The organism is Brevundimonas sediminis (genome assembly GCF_048799765.1).
GTDB lineage: Bacteria > Pseudomonadota > Alphaproteobacteria > Caulobacterales > Caulobacteraceae > Brevundimonas.
In genome coordinates, this window is the sequence record NZ_JBLYQK010000004.1 from 69,485 (window position 1) to 85,295 (window position 15,811).

Genomic DNA, 15,811 nt, shown 5'->3' on the forward strand with positions numbered 1-15,811 from the left:
AATGGGGGTCAGGCGGCCTTGGCGGGCTCGTCTTCAGGCTTGGTGATGGCGCCCAGGGCGTCTGCGTCGTCTTCCTCGTCGTCGCGGTACTTCTCGGCGTCGCTCAACGGCTCCCGCCCGGTGACGCCGCGCATCTCTTCGGGCGTGAAGACGACCTCTCCGGTGTCCTTCATCTTCTGATTCACGTCGGCCATTTTGTCGGCCAGTGCGATCTTGGCCTCCTGCGAGGTCTCAGTCAGATCGGCCCAATCGAGGTGCCAATCCCTCTCGGGCAGAATGCTGAAACGCACCAGTCGGCGGACGAATGTCATGATGTTGGGGATCGTGAACCCGGTGCGCCGCGACATGGCGGTCTTGTTCCACTCCGCGGCGTCCTCGGTGCTGGCCCGCTCTCCCGACTGCGATCCGACAAGGATCTTCATCGGCATAGAGATGGAAGCGGCGAAGGACTGGAGAGGAGCGGCCCAAAAATGCTCCGGCGAGGGCAGAGTGACCTGCATCGGCTTGGCGGTGATGCCTTGCAGCAGGATCGACTTGTCGAAGCCCTTGTTGAAGCTCTCGACCTGCTCGTCCATCCGATCGACGACTTCTTCAGGCTGGACGCCCATGGCGCGGGCCATGTCCTCAATCTTGGCGTCCTTGTCGATCTCCAGCGACAGGCCGGACTTGGCGTTCTTCCAAAAGCCTTCGCCACCGGCCCCACTGATTTTCTCCAGGGTCAGGAGGTCGTTGTAGCCCGGCTCCAGCAGGGACCGACCGTTGACCGAGCCATCTTTGGACCAGATCACGATCCGGTCGGGGTGGATTTCAAGGGTGCGCGGCTGGACCGCATCGCCCACCGCCGCCTCGTTGAACGAGAACATCTTCGGCTGGCCGTAGGTGGCGGAGCGCTCGTCCGTGTCCCACTGCGAGACCTTGAGTTGACCTTCCCAAGCCGGAATGACCTCAACGAGACCGCTCAGCCCCCCGGGGACGCGTTTCACCGGCTCCCGGAACTGCTTTCCGTCCGCGAGACGCAGGATCACCCCTGAGTAGGCCCCCACCAGCCCGCGGCGCTCTGCCTCGGCCAGCTGCTGCCAGACCCGAAGCTCGGCGAACCGGTCCCTGATTTCCTTCTCCAGCTTGGTCTCAGGCGTGTCGTCGCCGTCGTCGCGGGCGAACTCCTGAAGCCACGGCGCGTCCTGCCAAGTCTTCTCGACCGTCTTGTTGACGCCCGCCGCCCCGATGCCGTTACGGGTGTAGGCCTGATAGGCGAGGTCAAAGGTGACCTGCTCGGGATAACCGAAGTCGGCGTAGTGGTTGTGCTTCGGCGTGAAGAAGCCTGGAAACATCCCGGCCAGCGTCCGCGTCACTGCGTTCACCAGCATGTGCCGCGCGCTCATCAGCGTTTCCGGTTCTTCAGGAACATGGCGACCGTCGACGTCTCGCCAAGCATCAGCTCGGTCAGAGCCCAGACCAGCGCGTCCATGCGGTTGGGGGATGCGTCGCCCTGATAGCCGGCGGGTGTCGTCATCAGCATTTCCGCCTCCATCGCTGCGAACTGGCCGAGGTGGCGGACACGGTTCTGATCATAGAGCGCCGCCACAGGCTCGGCCCGGACGGACTTTCCTCGACTGGCGGTGACCATCAGCACGCGCCCGGGGACGTTCGCCGCCCTCAGGGTGCTTTCGACCATGTCGCCGCCGAAGTTCTTTTCCGCCACGATGGCGTCCGCGCCCCATCGCTCGGCGCATTTCGCAACAGCCGTCGCCCAGGCCATCGGTGACGACGCCGGACAGGTCGCGTCTTCCAGTACAATGGCTCCGTCGCCATACTTGGCCACCGCCACGATCCCGACGTCGTCCCCGCCGCCTGAGGGATCAACGCCGACAACTACGCGCCCCCAAGGCCCGTCGCCCGCCATTCGTCCGGCCTGCCACGCCCGGTCCAGCCCGTCCCGGCTCCAGATCGCCCCCTGAACCGAGGGCATGTATTTCCCGTCCCAGATCCATCCGGCCCGAAGCGGGTCCTTCGCCCGGTCGAGCGCCATCAGCTCGCGTAGGGCATCCGGGAAGTGCGGGTTCTGGTCGTAGTTGATCTGCCGAACGATGGCCCGGCGGGGTTTCAGTGGGCCGCGGAAGAAGACGTCAATCGGGTCTGTGGCGAGTCTGGGGTTCCAGATCGCCCAAAGCTCGGAGATGGCCGTCCGCAGGATCGTCGGCAGCAGCACGTCCAGCGATGCCTGGCGGACCTCCTGGGCCTCCTCAAGGATGGTCAGGCCCGCGCCTTCCAGCGACTTGATGCCGTCCGGCTTGTTCCCCTTCCAGAGGCCGATGAACATGATCTTCTGCCCGCCGAGGCCGAGGAAGGTCCCGTCTACCTCGCGGAAGTAGGTGTTCAGCAGGCCGTGATGCTCGAGCCGGTTCCTGACCAGCTCCAGCGACGACTCTTTCAGGTTGGCCATGATCTCCCGAAGGAAGATCGTGCGCAGCTTCGGCGTGGTCACCGTGTGGAAGATCGCGGCGTCCACGAACTCCCATGACTTTGCACCGCCCCGACCTCCATGCGCGGCCCTGAAGCGATAGGAGCCCAAGGGCTTCTCGGTCAGGAACCGATAGGCCGGGATCGGGTCGAAGATCATTCGCCCGTCTCGTAGTCCTCCTCGCTCTGGGCGGGGGCGGGACCTTTCGCGGCTGAGACGTAGGTGACTGTGAGGGCGCCAGTCATGGCGCCGTCCACATCGACCGACTGCTTCGGCTTGCCGTGCGCCCGGTCAAGCAGGGCGTTGGCCGCTGCAACGCGTGCCGCCGCCGGAAGACTGGTCGACCGCATGATCTGGGCGAGCGTCTCGACGGCGTCCGCGCTGTAGACGCTCGCCGCCTCCTTCACATCAGCCGTCGCCTTGTTCGGCGTGCCCTTCCGACGGCCGGCGCCGGGTCGTGCGCCTCCTCGGGCCATCGTTTGATTTCCTTTGATTGTTTTTCTGCGTCGGGATAGGTCCGGCCACAACCGATGGGGAGACTGTGATGACCGTTCTCGTTGTGGCGCCTGCCACCTGTTCCGCCGCCGTTGAGTCTGCCGTCGCTCCTTTGGGCGGACAGAAGGTCTGGGACGGCGCCTGGCTCGTTCCGGGCTCCGACGGCTCTCTCGGTGGCGCGCTCGATGATGTTGCAGACGCCCTGTCCGTCACTATCGACCCGCTCAAGTCCCTGCTTGTGACAGAGGGCGGCTTCCCGGCCCTTCAATCTCTCGCCGACGAAATGGCCTCCGCGGTCATGGGGACCCCGACGCACGTCAACGCCTCCTCGGCCTTCCCGGGCGGCGGCTTCCAGCAAACCGTCGGCGGCGGTATCGGACCAGAGGAGTGATCTGGAGCGTCCCGAGAGGATCGAACCCTCGTCGACGGGATGGAAGCCCGTTGCTCTGCCATTGAGCTAGAGACGCGGTGTCTTGGTACGTCGGGGGCTTTGTCGCCAGCGGCTACACGGTTGGCGTTTGTCCTACCCGACAGCGACCGCCCCGAGGGGTTGGGCCGCCGTCCTTTCGGGACGATGCGAGCTGGTGCGCGGGTTTTGTAGCGACACCCGGGCTTGCCCGAGTGATGCTTTTGTCCTCACGCTCGCCGGCGGGGTACGGCCGACAAAGCCCGATCCCGAGGCATAGCGGGAACTTTATGGACCGGTTTGCCGATTTTTCCGGTCTTATGGCTTTACTTACGCACAGAAAACCGGCATAAAGAGCGGGTCAGCAATCCCGCTGACGCCAACCGGGAGGAACCAGAATGAGAGCCAAACTCAAACTGGTCCTCGGCTGGATCGGCCTTCGACTGGAAATCAAGGTCCGCTTCTAGCAGAGGGGGTCCGGTTCCGAAAGGGGCCGGGCTTCCCTCCCGGGTTTGTGGGAGGCCGCAATGAGCGCGAAAATCATGAAGGAGCTGCGAGAGGCCGCCGGGCTGACGCAGGAAGAAATGGCCGGTTGGATGGGCCTGGGCCGGGCTGGCTATCAGGACATCGAAACCGGGGAGTCCAAGTTCAAGCCCAGGCACCTGCTGGCGCTGGAACGGGTCTCGGAAAAGCTGGCGGTCGAGCGAGGAGACATCAATCTCGCACTTCCCGCCGTCCGTCGGGACGCACTGGACCTCGCCCGGCTCATCACTGGAGCCCATCCGGTTGGGGTGAAGGGCTGAAAGCATTCGGCCCCGCGCTCGAGAGAGGCGGGGCCGATGCTGGACGCGCGAAGCGCCGATAGGCTTTTGATGCCCCGGTTCGGGCCCAAACGCAACACCTAGTGCGTAGCTTTCAGCGCGGCACCCGAATGTCGTAGGCGACGGCCGCCAGATCGAGGGCGATCATCAGCTGCGCCTCCCGGACGGCGGCGCCCAGCTTGTCCCCGTCGGCGAGGTCCCGCAGCGTTTCCCCGCGACCGCAGACGGCGTCCAGAAGGCCGACCAGCTCATAGGATCCGGTGGCCCAGTGAATGTGGGCCGACGCCCGGTCCAGATTAGCCTTGGCTTCGGTCTTGCGCTCCTGATCCGCGTTCGGGTCCGATCCACCGCCTGGCGCGTTGTCGTTCAGGCAGGACTTCAGGCCGTCGGTGCGGATGATGCTGTAGTCCCGTCCCCACGCCTGACCGGCCTGCCGGCGGTGACCATGAACCCGCTTCTTCCGCTCCAGCCACATGAAGCCGTGGCGAACCCCGATGCCGTCCGGCCCGCGGTCGGTCTCGATTCCCCGCTTCTCCAGCAGCTTGTCCTGCTCGGCGTCCTCGGCGCGGGTGTTCGCCTCGTCCAGGCGCTCCTGATAGGCCGCCAGTGAATCATCCACCTCCCGGAGCATCCGTTCGGCTTCATCGTAGCGCAGCAGGGCGATCCGGTTCTCGGCGGTCGCGACCTTGGTCAGCAGGCCGGAGCCGGGGAAGCACTCCACCCGTCCCCGGACAAGGGCGGCGAGTTCATGGACCTTGCGCTTGCGGAGGGCGGCGGCGGCGGTGTCGGAGGCGCGGAGGGTGTTCATGCGGCGTTCTCTTGGGGAGAGGGAGGGGTATCGTTGGCGGCGGAAAGGTACATGTCGGCGTCCAGCAGGGCTGCGGCGGCGTCGCGCAGGCAGTGAACCGCCGGATGCTTGCGGGGCAGGGTTTCGGCCCTGTGGATCAGGCCATCGGCCAGAACTCGGAGGGTACAGTCGTTCGCCGGGGTCATCTGGAAATCTCGCGCTGATTCACGACAGTGTTCTCCTTTTAGACCTGTTTGCTGGATGGAGAGAGCCTGAGCAGAAGGCATAGGACGACTAGCCCCGACGCCATCAGCGCCGGAGCTAGCCCTATGCCTCCACGATCTTGCTGGCCGGAGCCGAGCCGTCGCTTTGGCCGGTGCGGTCGGGTCGCTTCCCCCACACCGTTGAGAGCTACTATGTCGGCGCCTTTGCGACGCGCCGGGAACCGCGCTTCTCTCGTTCGGACTGCGCTGGCCCAGGTTCCTGCCCCGTGGTTGGCCCTTCCAAGTCTGACGCCACTGTCTGTCGTCATAACCGTCCATCAGACTGGCCCCGCCGTTCGAGAAGGCGGGGGTTCTCGATTTCATCCCATGACCTCCCTGAGACGGAGGGCGACGGCGCGAAGGTTTTCCTTCCGGTCGCCGGGCGCCATGTGCATGTCGTTGAAGTCTCCCATCTCGGGCGGCATGACCCAGCGCCTTCCGGTGCGGCGGGCGTAGAACTCGCCGGCGCCTTGGTTCTCCAGCCCCTCGACAGGCTTGTCGTGATCGGCGGCGATGCGGGAGCCCGCGATGCTCTCGGCGACGCGGCCCACGTTGGAGGCCGAGAAGGCGCTCAGGACGGTCGCATTGGCCCCCAACAGGCGCAGGGCGGCCCGGACGGTCAGAGCCGTACCGATACCCTCGCAGACCCAGGTATCGCGCCCGGTGGCGATGCGGTGGAACGAGCCGCCCATCTGACCTTTGAGGATGTTCTTCTTGACCCCGCTGACGGTGATGAACTGAACCGTTACCAACTTGGACCCGATGCGTCCGGGGATGATCAGGAGCGGCTTCCCCTCGGCGTCGGGCAGGGAGCGCGCCAGGGCCTCGCCAAGGCGGCTGTCCGGGAAGAACGGGCGCGGGTCATCACAGACCAGCCCCAGCTCATCCGGGAAGCCCTTCTTGTCGAAATAGGCGTGGCGGTCCTCACGGCAGGCAGAGACAATCCGGGCGCAGACACGCTCGACCTCCTGCCTCTGCAATTCTTCCTCACGGTCGCGCCGGGCGCGCTCTCGGTCCCGCTCGGGGTTGTTGTCGTTGGAGGCCTGCCGGAGACCCTCCAAGCTGAACCTCTGGCTCTTGCCGGTCTGGTAGTTGTGGGCGACACCGCTGTTGCCGTTGTCGTCTAGGAACACGGCGGCGTCGTTCTTGCCGTTCTTTCCCTTGCTGTCGGTGCGGGTCCAGACGCCCGGCGTCAGCCGGCGCTTGGGCGGCTCAACGGCCACGGCGGCGCAAGCCTCGCGCATCAGTTCGTGAAGGCTCGCGCTCATGCAGCCCTCGCCCGGTCGTTGTCATTGGCCACGATCGGTCGGCGGATCGGGTTCTTCTTGCGGAAGCGGGCCGTCTCGCGCTCGACCAGGCTGAGGGCGGCCTGATCAACGGAGGCCGGGATGCGGGCGCTGTACCAACCGCTCGGCAGCTTGGCGTTCGGATAGACGCCCCGGAAGACGCCATAGGCCCAGCGCCGGGCGTGGTCCTCGCCCTTGCGGGAGTTGGCGGCGCAGTAGTTGAGAGCGGCCAGCCAGATGTCCTTGGGCCGTTTCAGGCAGTCCGCCCGAAGACCTCCACGAGGCTCCATTCCCAAGGCCGTGGGGTCGAACTCGCGAAGCTCCCCGGCGACGGACTGGATGTCGGATCGGGCGGGACGTTCCCACCCGCAGGCCGTGCAGGTGTTCCCCCGCATCCCGCCGCCGCACTCGGCGCACTTCAACGGCTCGCGGGTCTTGACCTCGCGCTCGCGGGCGACGCTGTCGCGCTTGGCGGCGGTCGAAAGCTCACCGGCTCCGTGATCCCAGACGTCGTACATGTCGACGGCGAACCGCTCGAAGTTCCCGCAGTGATCCAGCCACAGGCATTTCGTCTTGTCGGGATGCGTCCGCATCACGCGGCCGATTTCCTGGATGTGGCTCGACAGGCTCTTGCGGTACGGCTTGCAGGAGATGCCGACCAAGACGTCCGGCACGTCGAAGCCCTTGGTCAGGACGCCGCACGAAACGAGGCCGTGGATCAGGCTGTCCGGGCGCCGGAACTCGGCGATCTTCTCCGCGCGCTCGTTGTCGTCGCGGTCGAGGTAGCTGATCTGCTGGAAGTTGAAGCCTGCGGCCGAGAAGGCGGCGCACAGCTCACGGCCATGCTCTACGGTGGGGCTGAACACGATGGTCTTGGCGGGACCTCCGAAATGCTCCGTCGTCTTGGCGATCCACTCCGCCACGACGTCGCCGACGATCTGGATGCCTGCCAAGGCTGCGCTCTCGTCCGAGAACTCACCGAAGCTGTTACGGCCGAACTCGCTCTCGTCCGGGGACTTGGCGATGTAGATTTTCGGCTCCATCAGGAACCCGTCGTCGATCAGCTTCCGGGTCGTCGTGACGTTGACCATCCCCTGCCAGTGGTCAGCCATGCCCGCGGTGAACGGGGTGGCGGTCAGGCCCACGGCGACGGCTTCGGGATGGTCGGCGATGAACTTCAGCGTCGCCGCATACTGGCAGTGGGCCTCGTCATAGACGATGAGGGAGGGCGCGCGCGGCAGCTTGCGGCGAGCCAGCGTCTGAACGGAGCAGACCTGCACGTTCTCGCGCGGCGCCCAGCGCCGGTTGATGCCCTGCACGGTGCCGTGGTTGACCCCGTAGTCGTCCAGGGTCTCGCTCGTCTGGTTCACCAGAGCGACGCGGTCCACGAGGAACAGGGCGTAGTTCCCCTTGTCGTCGGCCTGCTGCAGCAGATGGGCCGCCAGCACGGTCTTACCTGCACCGGTCGGGGCGCACAGGATCAGGCGTTTCTTGCCTTCCCTCAGGCCATCCCGCAGCCCTTCGACGGCGTCCAGCTGATACGGGCGCAGAACGATGTCCTTGGTGTCTCGCAGGTTCAGCATGCCGACACCTCCGCATAAGCGGCGCGCTCGGCCTCGACGCGGGACATGCCGCCACAGAACTCCATGATCGCGGCCCGCTCTGACCACAGGTCGAACGCCGGCCAGACCTCAAGGCAGACCTCGGGCCAACGGGCGCGGACCCAGCGGATCGCGTCCTCGGTCAGGCGGCCACGACGAAGGGTGAAACGCCATTCCTGACGCCCCACGTCGCCGCCGTTTGCGCGGATGCGGGAGAGGATCGAGGTCATGCGATCACGACCTCCATGTTCTCAAGCTCTTTGACCCGAGCCTCGGCCTTCACGGCCTTGCGCTCCCAGCGCTTGGCGGCGGTCTGGTGCTCTGCGATCCGCCCCTTGAGTTGATGAAGCTGGCGCTGGAGGTTGCCGATCACCTTGCCCTGTTCGCCGGACAAGGCCTCCGCCAACTTGGCGGCCAGGTCTTCGCGCTCCTTCTTCAGCCTGGCGACCTTGGCCTTCTCGTCGTTCAGGTCGGCGCGCAGGCCGATCACCTCGTCCATGAGGGCGTCAGTGGTCAGCTTGGCCAGCTTGCGGCGCTCAGGATCGGCAGGCAGGGCAGGGGGCACGTCCTGCTTCCCCTCGGGCGCGGGCGATGGTGCGAGGTCGGCCTGAACCTTCTGGACCTGCTCTTGCGGCGTCAGGTTCTTGATGCTGTCGAGGTATCGGCCGGTGTCGAGACGGGATCCTTTGATGAGGGCTAGGGCCTCATCGGCGACCTTTTCGCCGCGCTCGGCGTCCCGCTGGACGACTCGTTCGGACTGGCCGGTCTTAGAGGCCGTGTCGGCGGTGAAGCGGGGGGCTTCGGAGGAGTCGCCAACTTGGCGACTGCTGGTGTGCTGGTTGCTCCCATGCACAGTTTCCGGGTGGAGGGCCTCGTAGGCCTCCTTCCGCCGCCGTGTGAACTCGGCCCTTTCGGCAGCGGTGAGCGACGGCGCGCACAGGTTTTCGTCGCACTCGGCGATGATCCGCTGGTTGGCGTCGAGGTCCAGCGTGATCGCCGGGACGGCGGTCATGCCCAGCGCACGGCAGGCCTCCAGTCGGTGCATGCCTGCCACGAGGGCGAAGCCGCTGTCGGTCGGCGTCACCGTGATCGGGTTGATCAGGCCGACTTCGCGGATGCTCGCGACGAGGGCCTCGACCTGGGGCCGCGATGCCTGCCGGACGCGGTCGAAGGTCGTGATCTGGTCAATCGGAATCATCATCGGGCCGTCTCGTTCGGATTGGTATTGCAGGGCAGGGACTGGGGCTTGTCGGTGGGGATCATCAGGCGCCCCCATCGTTGGCAGCCCGAGCGAACACCTGCTCCGCCCTAGCCAGCGCCAACTTCCGGGGCAGGATGTTTCGCCCGGCCTCATAGGCTTGCTTGGACAGGATCGAGGCGGCGGAGGGCTCACCATGAGCCCGGACCAGAGCGGCACGGACGGCCCTGGCGAGGCATTCGGTGAAGTCGCCGTGGTCGTCGTTGGCGATCTTGCCCATGCCCAGAGCAACGAGCGCATCGGCCTGGGCCTGCAGTTCCCGCTGGCGGGCGGTGCGAGCGGCTTTGGCGGCGGGCACCTCGCGCTTCCGGTCAAGACGTTCGATGGCGATGTTCTCGGCGCTGTTCATGCGGCCACCGCCAGCGAAAGGGCGGCGCGGCGGAGATGGGTGACATCCGCATGGCTGACCGTGCTGTGGTCCCGGCCGAAGTACTCGCCGACTGCTCGGGCAGTGAACCCAGCATCTCGCAGGGCGCTCATGGCATGCTGACGGGCCCGGACCACAGGAGCCCGCCGGGTGTCCTCCTGCAGGCCTCGGGCGGTCAGACCGTGCGCGCGAGCGATGCTCTCCACGATGGCGCAGCCCTTGATGCCGACGAAGGCGATGTGGCCCTTGGGGCGATGGAAGGTCTTGCTCACGCGACCCAGTCCTCATTGTCGTTGCTGGCCAAGATCACGCGACGCTTGGCGGTGTTCAGGGCGGCCTCGACCGCGTTCATGCCCCCGACGTCACGGATCGCGCGCAAGGAGCCTTCGATCCGGATCGTCTCGGTCGTGATCACGTCGGCCTTGAGAGCGGCGGTGCGGATGTCGGGGGCGGCGGCGGTCATGCGACGAACCTGCGCAGGGAGCGCTCATAGGTCTTGGCGTCGCGCGGAGCGGTGAGGGCGGCCTTGGTCATGGCCTTGAGCCCGTGGCCATGGCAGTAGGTCGGGACCGCCCGGTTCGGGTCCGAAACCACAGGCCTGCCGCAGCACATCTGCTCGGACGGCCGCGCCGGTTCGCCGACCGGGAACGAGCACTGGAAGCGCCCCCGATTGACCAGAAGGATCGCGGTGTCGTTGGCGGCCTCGACGGCTTCGATTGCGGCCAGGCTCTCGGCCAGACGGGCCTGCCGGCGTTTCTCTGCCGTCTCCGGGGTGGTGATCGACACCGAGCCGATGACGGCGCCAGGGCGAGCGTTCGCCACATCCGCAGCCCGGGCCTTGAGGGTCTGGCCCTTGCTGAAGCTGTGGCCATTGCCGGTGTTCGGGGCGCGTTTGACGGCCGGGGCGGACAGCGGGCGCTGGCCGAATCGCACGTTCGTCGGCCTGCTCGCGGGCTGACGGCCTGCCAGACCGAGGCGATGGATTTTGCCGATCACAGCATTGCGGGACAGGCCGCCACCGATCTCGTTCGCGATCTCGGAGGCGGAACGGCCTTCCAGCCAGCGCTTCTTCGCGGTGGCGATGCGGTCTTCATTCCAGCTGGACATCAGACCTCCCCCAGCGCGGAGAGATACAGGTCAAGGACGGCTTCTTCTTCCTGGCGCTTGGCCTTGTCCTGCTTGCGGATGCGCAGGACCTTGCGCAGCGTCTTGACGTCGTAGCCCTCGCCCTTGGCCTCGGCGAAGACCTCCTTCATGTCGGCGGCGATGGCCTCCTTGTCCTCGTCCAAGCGCTCAAGGCGCTCGATGATGGTGCGGAGGCGCCCGGCGGAGGTCGAGGTCAGAACGTCGGGCGAGGCGTCAAAAGCGGCATCAGTCACGGTCAGGCTTCCTTCTTCAGGAGCGGCATCAGCGCCGCTGTGGTGAAATCTCGGCGGGCGCGGCGCTCGGCGCCCACGGCCCGGCACACGCCCTTGCGGCGGGCTTCGTCTTCCCGGCGCTGGGAGGCGGCGTGGAAGCTGTGGAAGCCGTTGTCATTCGCGGGCAGGGGGAGGCCGCCGCGCGTCTGGAACAGTGCGCGCTGCTCCGGCATGGGGGAGGTGAACGAGCCGCACTTCGGACAGTGGAGGCGGGTCATTCCGCCCGCTCCCTCTTCTTCGCCGGAAGGGGCTTGTCCCAACGGTCGGTGTTGGGGACTGAGGTGGAGAGCCAGGATTGCAGGTCGTGGCGGTTCACCTTGCGGAAGTGTCCGGCGGGAAGCCCGCAGATCGGATCAACCGGCCAGTTGTCGAGATCGATCCAGAACCCGCCATGCTCATCTTCGCCCATGTCGATGACGCGCCCGACATGGCCCACCGGCGGGTCCGGGGTCGTGGCCTCCGGATGGGGTCCGTCTCGGCCCATCCGGAACCGCTCGACTTCATCGCCAATGCGGATTTCGCACATCACGCAGCCCTCCGGTCTTGGTTTTCAGCGGATCGACGGACGGCGCGGACCCGCTCCAGCGCCTCTTCAGCCTCGCGTTCGGCAGAGGCGATGCGGTCGAGGTCATTGGCGGAGAGGTTGCCGTCGGCCAGCGCCTCGCGAACGGCAGTGACGACGTCCATGCTCTCCTGAGCGAGGTCGAAGGCCAGCTCCTTGAGACAGCCCGTCACCTTCACCGGGAACATCCTGCGTTCCGCGATGGCGCCGGAGTAGGTCGGCCCCTGACCGGCGTATTCCTCCAGCGCGTCCATAACGTCGGCGGGCATGGTCGAGGGGTCTTCAGGGTTCTGGTAGCCCGACAAGGCGGACTTCCGGACCCGACAGGCGTTCGCCGCTTCCTCAAGGCCCCCGCAGGCGTCGACGAGTTCGCGGGCGAGACGGGCGTGTTCCCGGTGGCTGAGCTTGTGCATCGTTCTACGGACGTTCCGAGAGGTTTTCCGGATGACCGGCTTGGCCGGTCAGGCGACAGTCGGGGCGGGCAGTTCAGGAGTGGCGTTGTGGTCGTTGGCGGGGTGAGGATGTTCATGGGGCTCGACCCCGAGGCCGACGGCTGGGCGCTGCGAGAGGTGCAGTTCCTTTGCGGCCTGACCCTGGGCGGCGAGGACGCCCCGGAGGACCGGCAGTTCAGCCGCGACCAGAGCGTCCGCCCGGTGAAGCAGCGCCCGGACCTGCGCGTCGTTGCCGGAACGGCTGTTCAGGGCCGCCAGCTTGACCAGTTCGAAGACCCGGACGGCATGGGTCAGGGCATCGTGGGCGAGCATCTTCATTGCCGGGCTCCGGAAGGGGTGGCCCTGACCGGCGGTCGGGGGGAAGGACCGGTCAGGGCCGACAGCACCGTGCAAGGGGAAGGGCGGTGCTGTGTCTGGGGGAGGGACGCCATCGGTCAGGCGGCCTTCGAATGAGGGAGGGTGTCGTTGGCGGGTTGGAAGGTCGGACGCGGGACCCCGACGGGCCACTCAGCGTCTGCGGGCCAGTTCCCCGAGAACCACGCCATGACGGCGTCGTACTTGCGCGCCGTGAAGGACGCCCCGGCCTCGATCCGCTCATAGAACCGCCAATCGCCCGTCGCGAGGCGGGCCACGGTGGAGGGCTCCCGCTTCGTCAGCCGGGCGAACTCATCGGCGCAAGTGGTGAGGTGGTGTCGGAGCGTGTCTTCCATGAAGAGGAAGATAGTCGGAGATTTCCTACTACGTCAATCGGAAACTTCCGTCTGGCATCGACTCTGCGCACGTCGGAGAAATCCGACATGGCATCGCTCAAGACAGTCGTCGAAAAACGCCTCGCGCAGATCGGCAAGAACCCGTTCGAGGCCGCCCGGGATGGTGGGCTTGAGCGGAATTTCGTCAACGACATCATCAACGGCAAGAAGCAGTCGGTCCGGGGTGACAATCTCGCCAAGCTGGCCAAGGGCTTGAACGCCACATCGGCTGAAGTGCTTTCGGGCCAGTTTGGCGACGGCGGCGAGCAGACGACGCCGGACGTCGACCTGAATGTCGAAGCCGGGACGATGGTCGCAATCCCAGAGTACGACGTGCGCCTGTCCGCCGGTGGCGGCTCGCTGGTCGATCAGGAGAAGATCATCGACTACTGGCAGTTCTCTCGCCGGTATCTCGAGAGCGAGCTGAGGGTTTCACCGTCGAGCCTGGGTGTCGTGACCGTGGATGGTGACAGCATGTACCCCACGCTCTGGTCCGGCGACCGCGTGATGGTGGACCTGTCAGAGACGAATCCGGCGAAGCCCGGCGTCTATGCGATCTTCGATTCCGACGCGACTGTCGTGAAGCGCATCGAGAAGGTTCCCGCATCCGACCCGGTCGAAGTCGTGCTGATATCCGACAACAAGAACCACAACCAGTACCGCGTGCCGGCCGAGCTGGTCACGGTCATCGGCCGGGTCGTCTGGTTCGCGAGGAGGATCTGATGCGATCGGCTGCGCTCATTGTGTCGGTCTTGCTGGTGTCCGCGTGCGCTTCGGGACCACGCCAACTTCCCCTGCCGCCGTACGTCGCGCCGCCAGCGCAGAAGGTCGCCGGACGGTTTGAAGTGGTGGACGAAGGCGCTCTGACGCCGCGCCGATCCTCGACAGTCATCTCGGCGGATGTCTCAGAGCTCTACGCCCCGCGCTTCACAGAGGCCGTGTCACAGGCCCTCCGCGTTCATCTGTCCTCCCGACTGACGGGCCAGGGCGACATCAAAGTGCGCGCCGTCGTCCAATCTGGTGACGTTACCGTGGAGCGCGGCGGGGTCGATTACCTGCCGCTCGTCGGCGGGGTCGCCTCAACCGTTCGCGGTCGCACCTTCGTCGCATCTGGCGTTATCCTGTTCGAAGTCGAGCAGAACGGCCGGGTCGAGCGGTCCTATATCCTGCGGCATTCTACCCGCTTTGTCGGCACCCTGACCACAGACAGCCAGCGTGCGGCCGCGACCGCGGGCGCTATCGAGCAATGGCGCCGCGAAGCGTTCGCTAAGGCGGATGCCGAGTTTCTCGGAAGGTACCTGTAATGTCTGATGAAGCAGACGACCTTAAGCTGGCGAACCCCTTGGCGGGCAAGAACGCCGATGAAGTGGTAGAGTTCTTTACCCAGCCGGTGCGTCGCGGTGAGTTCTACCAATTCATGACCAGGCTAGTGGTGCTGGAGGCCAGCTTCGGAAACGCGATCGCGGAGCTGATTGCGGGCAACAATCAGGCTGCTCTTGAATCTCTTCGCGATGCCTACGCCCAACTTCAAGGAATGCAAAACGCCATTCCTCGCATGGACCCGGAGGCCGAAGCCGAGATGCGCGCGGCTCTAGAGGAGTCAGAATGATGGCTCAGCTACATGATTTTCCGCCGCTCAAGTCTATGAACCAGAGGCTCGACGAGATTGAGAGGCAGTTTGCCGAGAAGGGGGCCTTGCATACTGGGGGTGGAGGGGGCACGTCTGGCGGCATGGACGATTGGAAAGCATCTGTCGAAGACCGCTTGGGCGGTTTGCGCGACGATGTGCGAGAGCTGCGTAACTGGCTTGCAGGTGGGATCGGCTTTGTTCTGCTGGCGCTCGCGGGCGGGTTCTTCTTTCTGCTGACCCACGTCAACGCGGCCTCCGACAAGGCTGACGCCCAACTCACTGCGCTGCGTGAGGGGCAAGTTCGCATTGAGACGATGCTGGCTGAGCGCCTGCCGCCGAAGAAGTGATCCACGCCCATCGGCTTGGTCGGGCTGGCGAGTTCCAGAGGCCTTGGGAGTGGCGAGCGCGATGAGCGATCAGACCGGGCGCTCAGGAGCGACGAGGCCCAAGCTTGGCGATGAGATGACGCCGCCATGGGTTCGTAAGCTGGAAGCCCCATCCGAGGCTGAGCTCCGCTACGCGGCAAAGCGGCGTCGCGGGAGGCAGTTCGGGCCGTTCTTCAGCGCGGTCACCCTTGGCGTGGTGGCCGGTTTGGGAGGCGCGATCTGGACTGCTGGTTTCCTGAAGCGGCATTTTGATGCCGTCGGCGCAGGAGTTTTCGGCACTTTCTCGGTCTTCGCACTGGTCGGCGTCGTGACCGTTTTGCTGATACTAGTTCGCCAAGCCCTTGGATCGGTTTGGACGTCACTAATCTCTATTCCGTTCGGCGCTCTCGTCGGCGCCTATGCACTGGCCTTGTTTGTGGGACTGATCGGATAGCCGGCTCATCGGGGCTCCACAGACCTTGGGAGTGGAGGGCCAGATAGCCGGCCACTCCACCGGCTTGGCCTAAACCAATGCGACCTCCCGGGTCGTGTTGAGCATCAGCGGCCGGTCCTCATGCTCCACTGGCGCCAGGACCACGAAGCGAGCCGCTCGCTCTCCGCCGCGGAGGCGCAGCTCCAGCTCAACGTCAGTTCCCCCCGCCGCCAGCTTCAGCGCCAGGTCTCGGGCTGCATCCTCCGCTGCCCGTCCGCTCGCAAACATCATCGGGTTGTCGACGTCTTCGACGTTCACCGTCCAACCCCCGTCAACGGGCTCAACGATGACCTTCTGCATGGTTCTCCCTCTCATCGACGAAGGACCCCTCGTCCTTCGGGCGATCGATTTGGGAGCGGGCGTGCCTCAGTCAAGGTAGCGCAGAGGCCTTGGGAGT

The 15,811-nt window shown here is 65.8% G+C and carries 27 protein-coding genes and 1 tRNA gene; 7 read left to right on the forward strand and 21 right to left on the reverse strand.

Annotated elements, in window-relative coordinates:
• Positions 1-8: 8 nt before the first annotated feature.
• From ACLQ7T_RS03975 to ACLQ7T_RS03985, 3 genes are read right to left on the reverse strand one after another with little or no spacing between them, the layout of a single operon-like run.
• Complete coding sequence (locus tag ACLQ7T_RS03975; protein WP_420478244.1) at positions 9-1,382, reverse strand: anti-CBASS protein Acb1 family protein; 1,374 nt, start codon at positions 1,380-1,382, stop codon at positions 9-11.
• Positions 1,382-2,620: a phage terminase large subunit gene (locus tag ACLQ7T_RS03980; protein WP_420478245.1), complete on the reverse strand. Its 1,239-nt coding sequence runs from the start codon at positions 2,618-2,620 to the stop codon at positions 1,382-1,384. Before ACLQ7T_RS03980 ends, ACLQ7T_RS03975 begins: the two co-directional genes overlap by 1 nt.
• Positions 2,617-2,937 carry a hypothetical protein gene (locus tag ACLQ7T_RS03985; protein ID WP_420478246.1) on the reverse strand — a complete coding sequence of 107 codons (321 nt, stop codon included), beginning with the start codon at positions 2,935-2,937 and terminating at the stop codon, positions 2,617-2,619. Before ACLQ7T_RS03985 ends, ACLQ7T_RS03980 begins: the two co-directional genes overlap by 4 nt.
• 68 nt (positions 2,938-3,005) lie before the next feature.
• Here ACLQ7T_RS03985 and ACLQ7T_RS03990 point away from each other — a divergent pair, with 68 nt between their 5' ends.
• Positions 3,006-3,347 (forward strand): hypothetical protein, encoded by a 342-nt coding sequence (locus tag ACLQ7T_RS03990; RefSeq protein ID WP_420478247.1) that lies wholly within the window; start codon positions 3,006-3,008, stop codon positions 3,345-3,347.
• 2 nt (positions 3,348-3,349) lie between these two features.
• Here the strand turns inward: ACLQ7T_RS03990 and ACLQ7T_RS03995 are convergent.
• Positions 3,350-3,423, reverse strand: a tRNA-Gly gene (locus ACLQ7T_RS03995).
• Positions 3,424-3,889: 466 nt separating this feature from the next.
• Here ACLQ7T_RS03995 and ACLQ7T_RS04000 point away from each other — a divergent pair.
• Positions 3,890-4,165 (forward strand): helix-turn-helix domain-containing protein, encoded by a 276-nt coding sequence (locus ACLQ7T_RS04000; RefSeq protein ID WP_420478248.1) that lies wholly within the window; start codon positions 3,890-3,892, stop codon positions 4,163-4,165.
• 112 nt (positions 4,166-4,277) lie between these two features.
• Here ACLQ7T_RS04000 and ACLQ7T_RS04005 read toward each other — a convergent pair whose 3' ends face one another.
• The 16 genes from ACLQ7T_RS04005 to ACLQ7T_RS04080 all read right to left on the reverse strand — a co-directional run bounded on the left by ACLQ7T_RS04005 (position 4,278) and on the right by ACLQ7T_RS04080 (position 12,887).
• Positions 4,278-4,991 carry a hypothetical protein gene (locus ACLQ7T_RS04005; protein WP_420478249.1) on the reverse strand — a complete coding sequence of 238 codons (714 nt, stop codon included), beginning with the start codon at positions 4,989-4,991 and terminating at the stop codon, positions 4,278-4,280.
• Positions 4,988-5,176 carry a hypothetical protein gene (locus ACLQ7T_RS04010; RefSeq protein WP_420478250.1) on the reverse strand — a complete coding sequence of 63 codons (189 nt, stop codon included), beginning with the start codon at positions 5,174-5,176 and terminating at the stop codon, positions 4,988-4,990. The genes ACLQ7T_RS04005 and ACLQ7T_RS04010 overlap by 4 nt, the downstream gene beginning before the upstream one ends.
• 377 nt (positions 5,177-5,553) lie before the next feature.
• Positions 5,554-6,501, reverse strand: coding sequence for a primase/helicase family protein (locus tag ACLQ7T_RS04015; RefSeq protein WP_420478251.1), 948 nt, complete (start codon positions 6,499-6,501; stop codon positions 5,554-5,556).
• Entirely contained in the window at positions 6,498-8,102 is a 1,605-nt protein-coding gene (locus ACLQ7T_RS04020; RefSeq protein ID WP_420478252.1) for a DEAD/DEAH box helicase, read from the reverse strand. The genes ACLQ7T_RS04015 and ACLQ7T_RS04020 overlap by 4 nt, the downstream gene beginning before the upstream one ends.
• Complete coding sequence (locus ACLQ7T_RS04025) at positions 8,096-8,350, reverse strand: hypothetical protein (RefSeq protein ID WP_420478253.1); 255 nt, start codon at positions 8,348-8,350, stop codon at positions 8,096-8,098. Before ACLQ7T_RS04025 ends, ACLQ7T_RS04020 begins: the two co-directional genes overlap by 7 nt.
• A complete protein-coding gene (locus ACLQ7T_RS04030; protein ID WP_420478254.1) occupies positions 8,347-9,318 on the reverse strand; it encodes a ParB N-terminal domain-containing protein in 972 nt (323 codons plus the stop codon). Before ACLQ7T_RS04030 ends, ACLQ7T_RS04025 begins: the two co-directional genes overlap by 4 nt.
• A gap of 64 nt (positions 9,319-9,382) precedes the next feature.
• On the reverse strand, positions 9,383-9,727 hold the full coding sequence (locus ACLQ7T_RS04035) for a hypothetical protein (protein ID WP_420478255.1): 345 nt from the start codon (positions 9,725-9,727) through the stop codon (positions 9,383-9,385).
• Positions 9,724-10,017 carry a helix-turn-helix domain-containing protein gene (locus ACLQ7T_RS04040; RefSeq protein WP_420478256.1) on the reverse strand — a complete coding sequence of 98 codons (294 nt, stop codon included), beginning with the start codon at positions 10,015-10,017 and terminating at the stop codon, positions 9,724-9,726. Before ACLQ7T_RS04040 ends, ACLQ7T_RS04035 begins: the two co-directional genes overlap by 4 nt.
• Complete coding sequence (locus tag ACLQ7T_RS04045; RefSeq protein WP_420478257.1) at positions 10,014-10,208, reverse strand: hypothetical protein; 195 nt, start codon at positions 10,206-10,208, stop codon at positions 10,014-10,016. The genes ACLQ7T_RS04040 and ACLQ7T_RS04045 overlap by 4 nt, the downstream gene beginning before the upstream one ends.
• Complete coding sequence (locus tag ACLQ7T_RS04050) at positions 10,205-10,852, reverse strand: GcrA family cell cycle regulator (RefSeq protein ID WP_420478258.1); 648 nt, start codon at positions 10,850-10,852, stop codon at positions 10,205-10,207. Before ACLQ7T_RS04050 ends, ACLQ7T_RS04045 begins: the two co-directional genes overlap by 4 nt.
• Positions 10,852-11,124: a nucleoid-associated protein GapR gene (gene gapR / locus ACLQ7T_RS04055; RefSeq protein WP_420478259.1), complete on the reverse strand. Its 273-nt coding sequence runs from the start codon at positions 11,122-11,124 to the stop codon at positions 10,852-10,854. Before gapR ends, ACLQ7T_RS04050 begins: the two co-directional genes overlap by 1 nt.
• A gap of 2 nt (positions 11,125-11,126) precedes the next feature.
• On the reverse strand, positions 11,127-11,381 hold the full coding sequence (locus ACLQ7T_RS04060) for a hypothetical protein (protein WP_420478260.1): 255 nt from the start codon (positions 11,379-11,381) through the stop codon (positions 11,127-11,129).
• Complete coding sequence (locus ACLQ7T_RS04065) at positions 11,378-11,692, reverse strand: hypothetical protein (protein ID WP_420478261.1); 315 nt, start codon at positions 11,690-11,692, stop codon at positions 11,378-11,380. Before ACLQ7T_RS04065 ends, ACLQ7T_RS04060 begins: the two co-directional genes overlap by 4 nt.
• Positions 11,689-12,138, reverse strand: a complete 450-nt coding sequence (locus ACLQ7T_RS04070) for a hypothetical protein (protein ID WP_420478262.1) — start codon at positions 12,136-12,138, stop codon at positions 11,689-11,691. The genes ACLQ7T_RS04065 and ACLQ7T_RS04070 overlap by 4 nt, the downstream gene beginning before the upstream one ends.
• A gap of 48 nt (positions 12,139-12,186) precedes the next feature.
• On the reverse strand, positions 12,187-12,495 hold the full coding sequence (locus ACLQ7T_RS04075) for a hypothetical protein (RefSeq protein ID WP_420478263.1): 309 nt from the start codon (positions 12,493-12,495) through the stop codon (positions 12,187-12,189).
• Between the two features lie 116 nt (positions 12,496-12,611).
• Positions 12,612-12,887, reverse strand: a complete 276-nt coding sequence (locus ACLQ7T_RS04080) for a hypothetical protein (protein ID WP_420478264.1) — start codon at positions 12,885-12,887, stop codon at positions 12,612-12,614.
• A gap of 87 nt (positions 12,888-12,974) precedes the next feature.
• Between ACLQ7T_RS04080 and ACLQ7T_RS04085 the strand changes: the two genes are divergently transcribed.
• The 5 genes from ACLQ7T_RS04085 to ACLQ7T_RS04105 all read left to right on the forward strand — a co-directional run bounded on the left by ACLQ7T_RS04085 (position 12,975) and on the right by ACLQ7T_RS04105 (position 15,375).
• Positions 12,975-13,649, forward strand: a complete 675-nt coding sequence (locus tag ACLQ7T_RS04085; protein WP_420478265.1) for a S24 family peptidase — start codon at positions 12,975-12,977, stop codon at positions 13,647-13,649.
• Positions 13,649-14,230 (forward strand): hypothetical protein, encoded by a 582-nt coding sequence (locus ACLQ7T_RS04090; RefSeq protein WP_420478266.1) that lies wholly within the window; start codon positions 13,649-13,651, stop codon positions 14,228-14,230. The genes ACLQ7T_RS04085 and ACLQ7T_RS04090 overlap by 1 nt, the downstream gene beginning before the upstream one ends.
• Complete coding sequence (locus ACLQ7T_RS04095; RefSeq protein WP_420478267.1) at positions 14,230-14,535, forward strand: hypothetical protein; 306 nt, start codon at positions 14,230-14,232, stop codon at positions 14,533-14,535. Before ACLQ7T_RS04090 ends, ACLQ7T_RS04095 begins: the two co-directional genes overlap by 1 nt.
• Positions 14,532-14,903 (forward strand): hypothetical protein, encoded by a 372-nt coding sequence (locus tag ACLQ7T_RS04100; RefSeq protein ID WP_420478268.1) that lies wholly within the window; start codon positions 14,532-14,534, stop codon positions 14,901-14,903. Before ACLQ7T_RS04095 ends, ACLQ7T_RS04100 begins: the two co-directional genes overlap by 4 nt.
• A gap of 61 nt (positions 14,904-14,964) precedes the next feature.
• Positions 14,965-15,375 carry a hypothetical protein gene (locus ACLQ7T_RS04105; protein WP_420478269.1) on the forward strand — a complete coding sequence of 137 codons (411 nt, stop codon included), beginning with the start codon at positions 14,965-14,967 and terminating at the stop codon, positions 15,373-15,375.
• Positions 15,376-15,444: 69 nt separating this feature from the next.
• Here ACLQ7T_RS04105 and ACLQ7T_RS04110 read toward each other — a convergent pair whose 3' ends face one another.
• The gene (locus ACLQ7T_RS04110; protein WP_420478270.1) at positions 15,445-15,714 is read right to left on the reverse strand and encodes a hypothetical protein; all 270 of its coding nucleotides are present in this window, start codon (positions 15,712-15,714) and stop codon (positions 15,445-15,447) included.
• Positions 15,715-15,811 lie beyond the last annotated feature (97 nt).

Bases quoted from the DNA above. Each gene is read 5' to 3' on its own strand.
- ACLQ7T_RS03975 (WP_420478244.1), bottom strand. From the start codon at position 1,382: ATGAGCGCGCGGCACATGCTGGTGAACGCAGTGACGCGGACGCTGGCC.
- ACLQ7T_RS03980 (WP_420478245.1), bottom strand. From the start codon at position 2,620: ATGATCTTCGACCCGATCCCGGCCTATCGGTTCCTGACCGAGAAGCCC.
- ACLQ7T_RS03985 (WP_420478246.1), bottom strand. From the start codon at position 2,937: ATGGCCCGAGGAGGCGCACGACCCGGCGCCGGCCGTCGGAAGGGCACG.
- ACLQ7T_RS03990 (WP_420478247.1), top strand. From the start codon at position 3,006: ATGACCGTTCTCGTTGTGGCGCCTGCCACCTGTTCCGCCGCCGTTGAG.
- ACLQ7T_RS04000 (WP_420478248.1), top strand. From the start codon at position 3,890: ATGAGCGCGAAAATCATGAAGGAGCTGCGAGAGGCCGCCGGGCTGACG.
- ACLQ7T_RS04005 (WP_420478249.1), bottom strand. From the start codon at position 4,991: ATGAACACCCTCCGCGCCTCCGACACCGCCGCCGCCGCCCTCCGCAAG.
- ACLQ7T_RS04010 (WP_420478250.1), bottom strand. From the start codon at position 5,176: ATGACCCCGGCGAACGACTGTACCCTCCGAGTTCTGGCCGATGGCCTG.
- ACLQ7T_RS04015 (WP_420478251.1), bottom strand. From the start codon at position 6,501: ATGAGCGCGAGCCTTCACGAACTGATGCGCGAGGCTTGCGCCGCCGTG.
- ACLQ7T_RS04020 (WP_420478252.1), bottom strand. From the start codon at position 8,102: ATGCTGAACCTGCGAGACACCAAGGACATCGTTCTGCGCCCGTATCAG.
- ACLQ7T_RS04025 (WP_420478253.1), bottom strand. From the start codon at position 8,350: ATGACCTCGATCCTCTCCCGCATCCGCGCAAACGGCGGCGACGTGGGG.
- ACLQ7T_RS04030 (WP_420478254.1), bottom strand. From the start codon at position 9,318: ATGATTCCGATTGACCAGATCACGACCTTCGACCGCGTCCGGCAGGCA.
- ACLQ7T_RS04035 (WP_420478255.1), bottom strand. From the start codon at position 9,727: ATGAACAGCGCCGAGAACATCGCCATCGAACGTCTTGACCGGAAGCGC.
- ACLQ7T_RS04045 (WP_420478257.1), bottom strand. From the start codon at position 10,208: ATGACCGCCGCCGCCCCCGACATCCGCACCGCCGCTCTCAAGGCCGAC.
- ACLQ7T_RS04050 (WP_420478258.1), bottom strand. From the start codon at position 10,852: ATGTCCAGCTGGAATGAAGACCGCATCGCCACCGCGAAGAAGCGCTGG.
- ACLQ7T_RS04060 (WP_420478260.1), bottom strand. From the start codon at position 11,381: ATGACCCGCCTCCACTGTCCGAAGTGCGGCTCGTTCACCTCCCCCATG.
- ACLQ7T_RS04070 (WP_420478262.1), bottom strand. From the start codon at position 12,138: ATGCACAAGCTCAGCCACCGGGAACACGCCCGTCTCGCCCGCGAACTC.
- ACLQ7T_RS04075 (WP_420478263.1), bottom strand. From the start codon at position 12,495: ATGAAGATGCTCGCCCACGATGCCCTGACCCATGCCGTCCGGGTCTTC.
- ACLQ7T_RS04080 (WP_420478264.1), bottom strand. From the start codon at position 12,887: ATGGAAGACACGCTCCGACACCACCTCACCACTTGCGCCGATGAGTTC.
- ACLQ7T_RS04085 (WP_420478265.1), top strand. From the start codon at position 12,975: ATGGCATCGCTCAAGACAGTCGTCGAAAAACGCCTCGCGCAGATCGGC.
- ACLQ7T_RS04090 (WP_420478266.1), top strand. From the start codon at position 13,649: ATGCGATCGGCTGCGCTCATTGTGTCGGTCTTGCTGGTGTCCGCGTGC.
- ACLQ7T_RS04095 (WP_420478267.1), top strand. From the start codon at position 14,230: ATGTCTGATGAAGCAGACGACCTTAAGCTGGCGAACCCCTTGGCGGGC.
- ACLQ7T_RS04100 (WP_420478268.1), top strand. From the start codon at position 14,532: ATGATGGCTCAGCTACATGATTTTCCGCCGCTCAAGTCTATGAACCAG.
- ACLQ7T_RS04105 (WP_420478269.1), top strand. From the start codon at position 14,965: ATGAGCGATCAGACCGGGCGCTCAGGAGCGACGAGGCCCAAGCTTGGC.
- ACLQ7T_RS04110 (WP_420478270.1), bottom strand. From the start codon at position 15,714: ATGCAGAAGGTCATCGTTGAGCCCGTTGACGGGGGTTGGACGGTGAAC.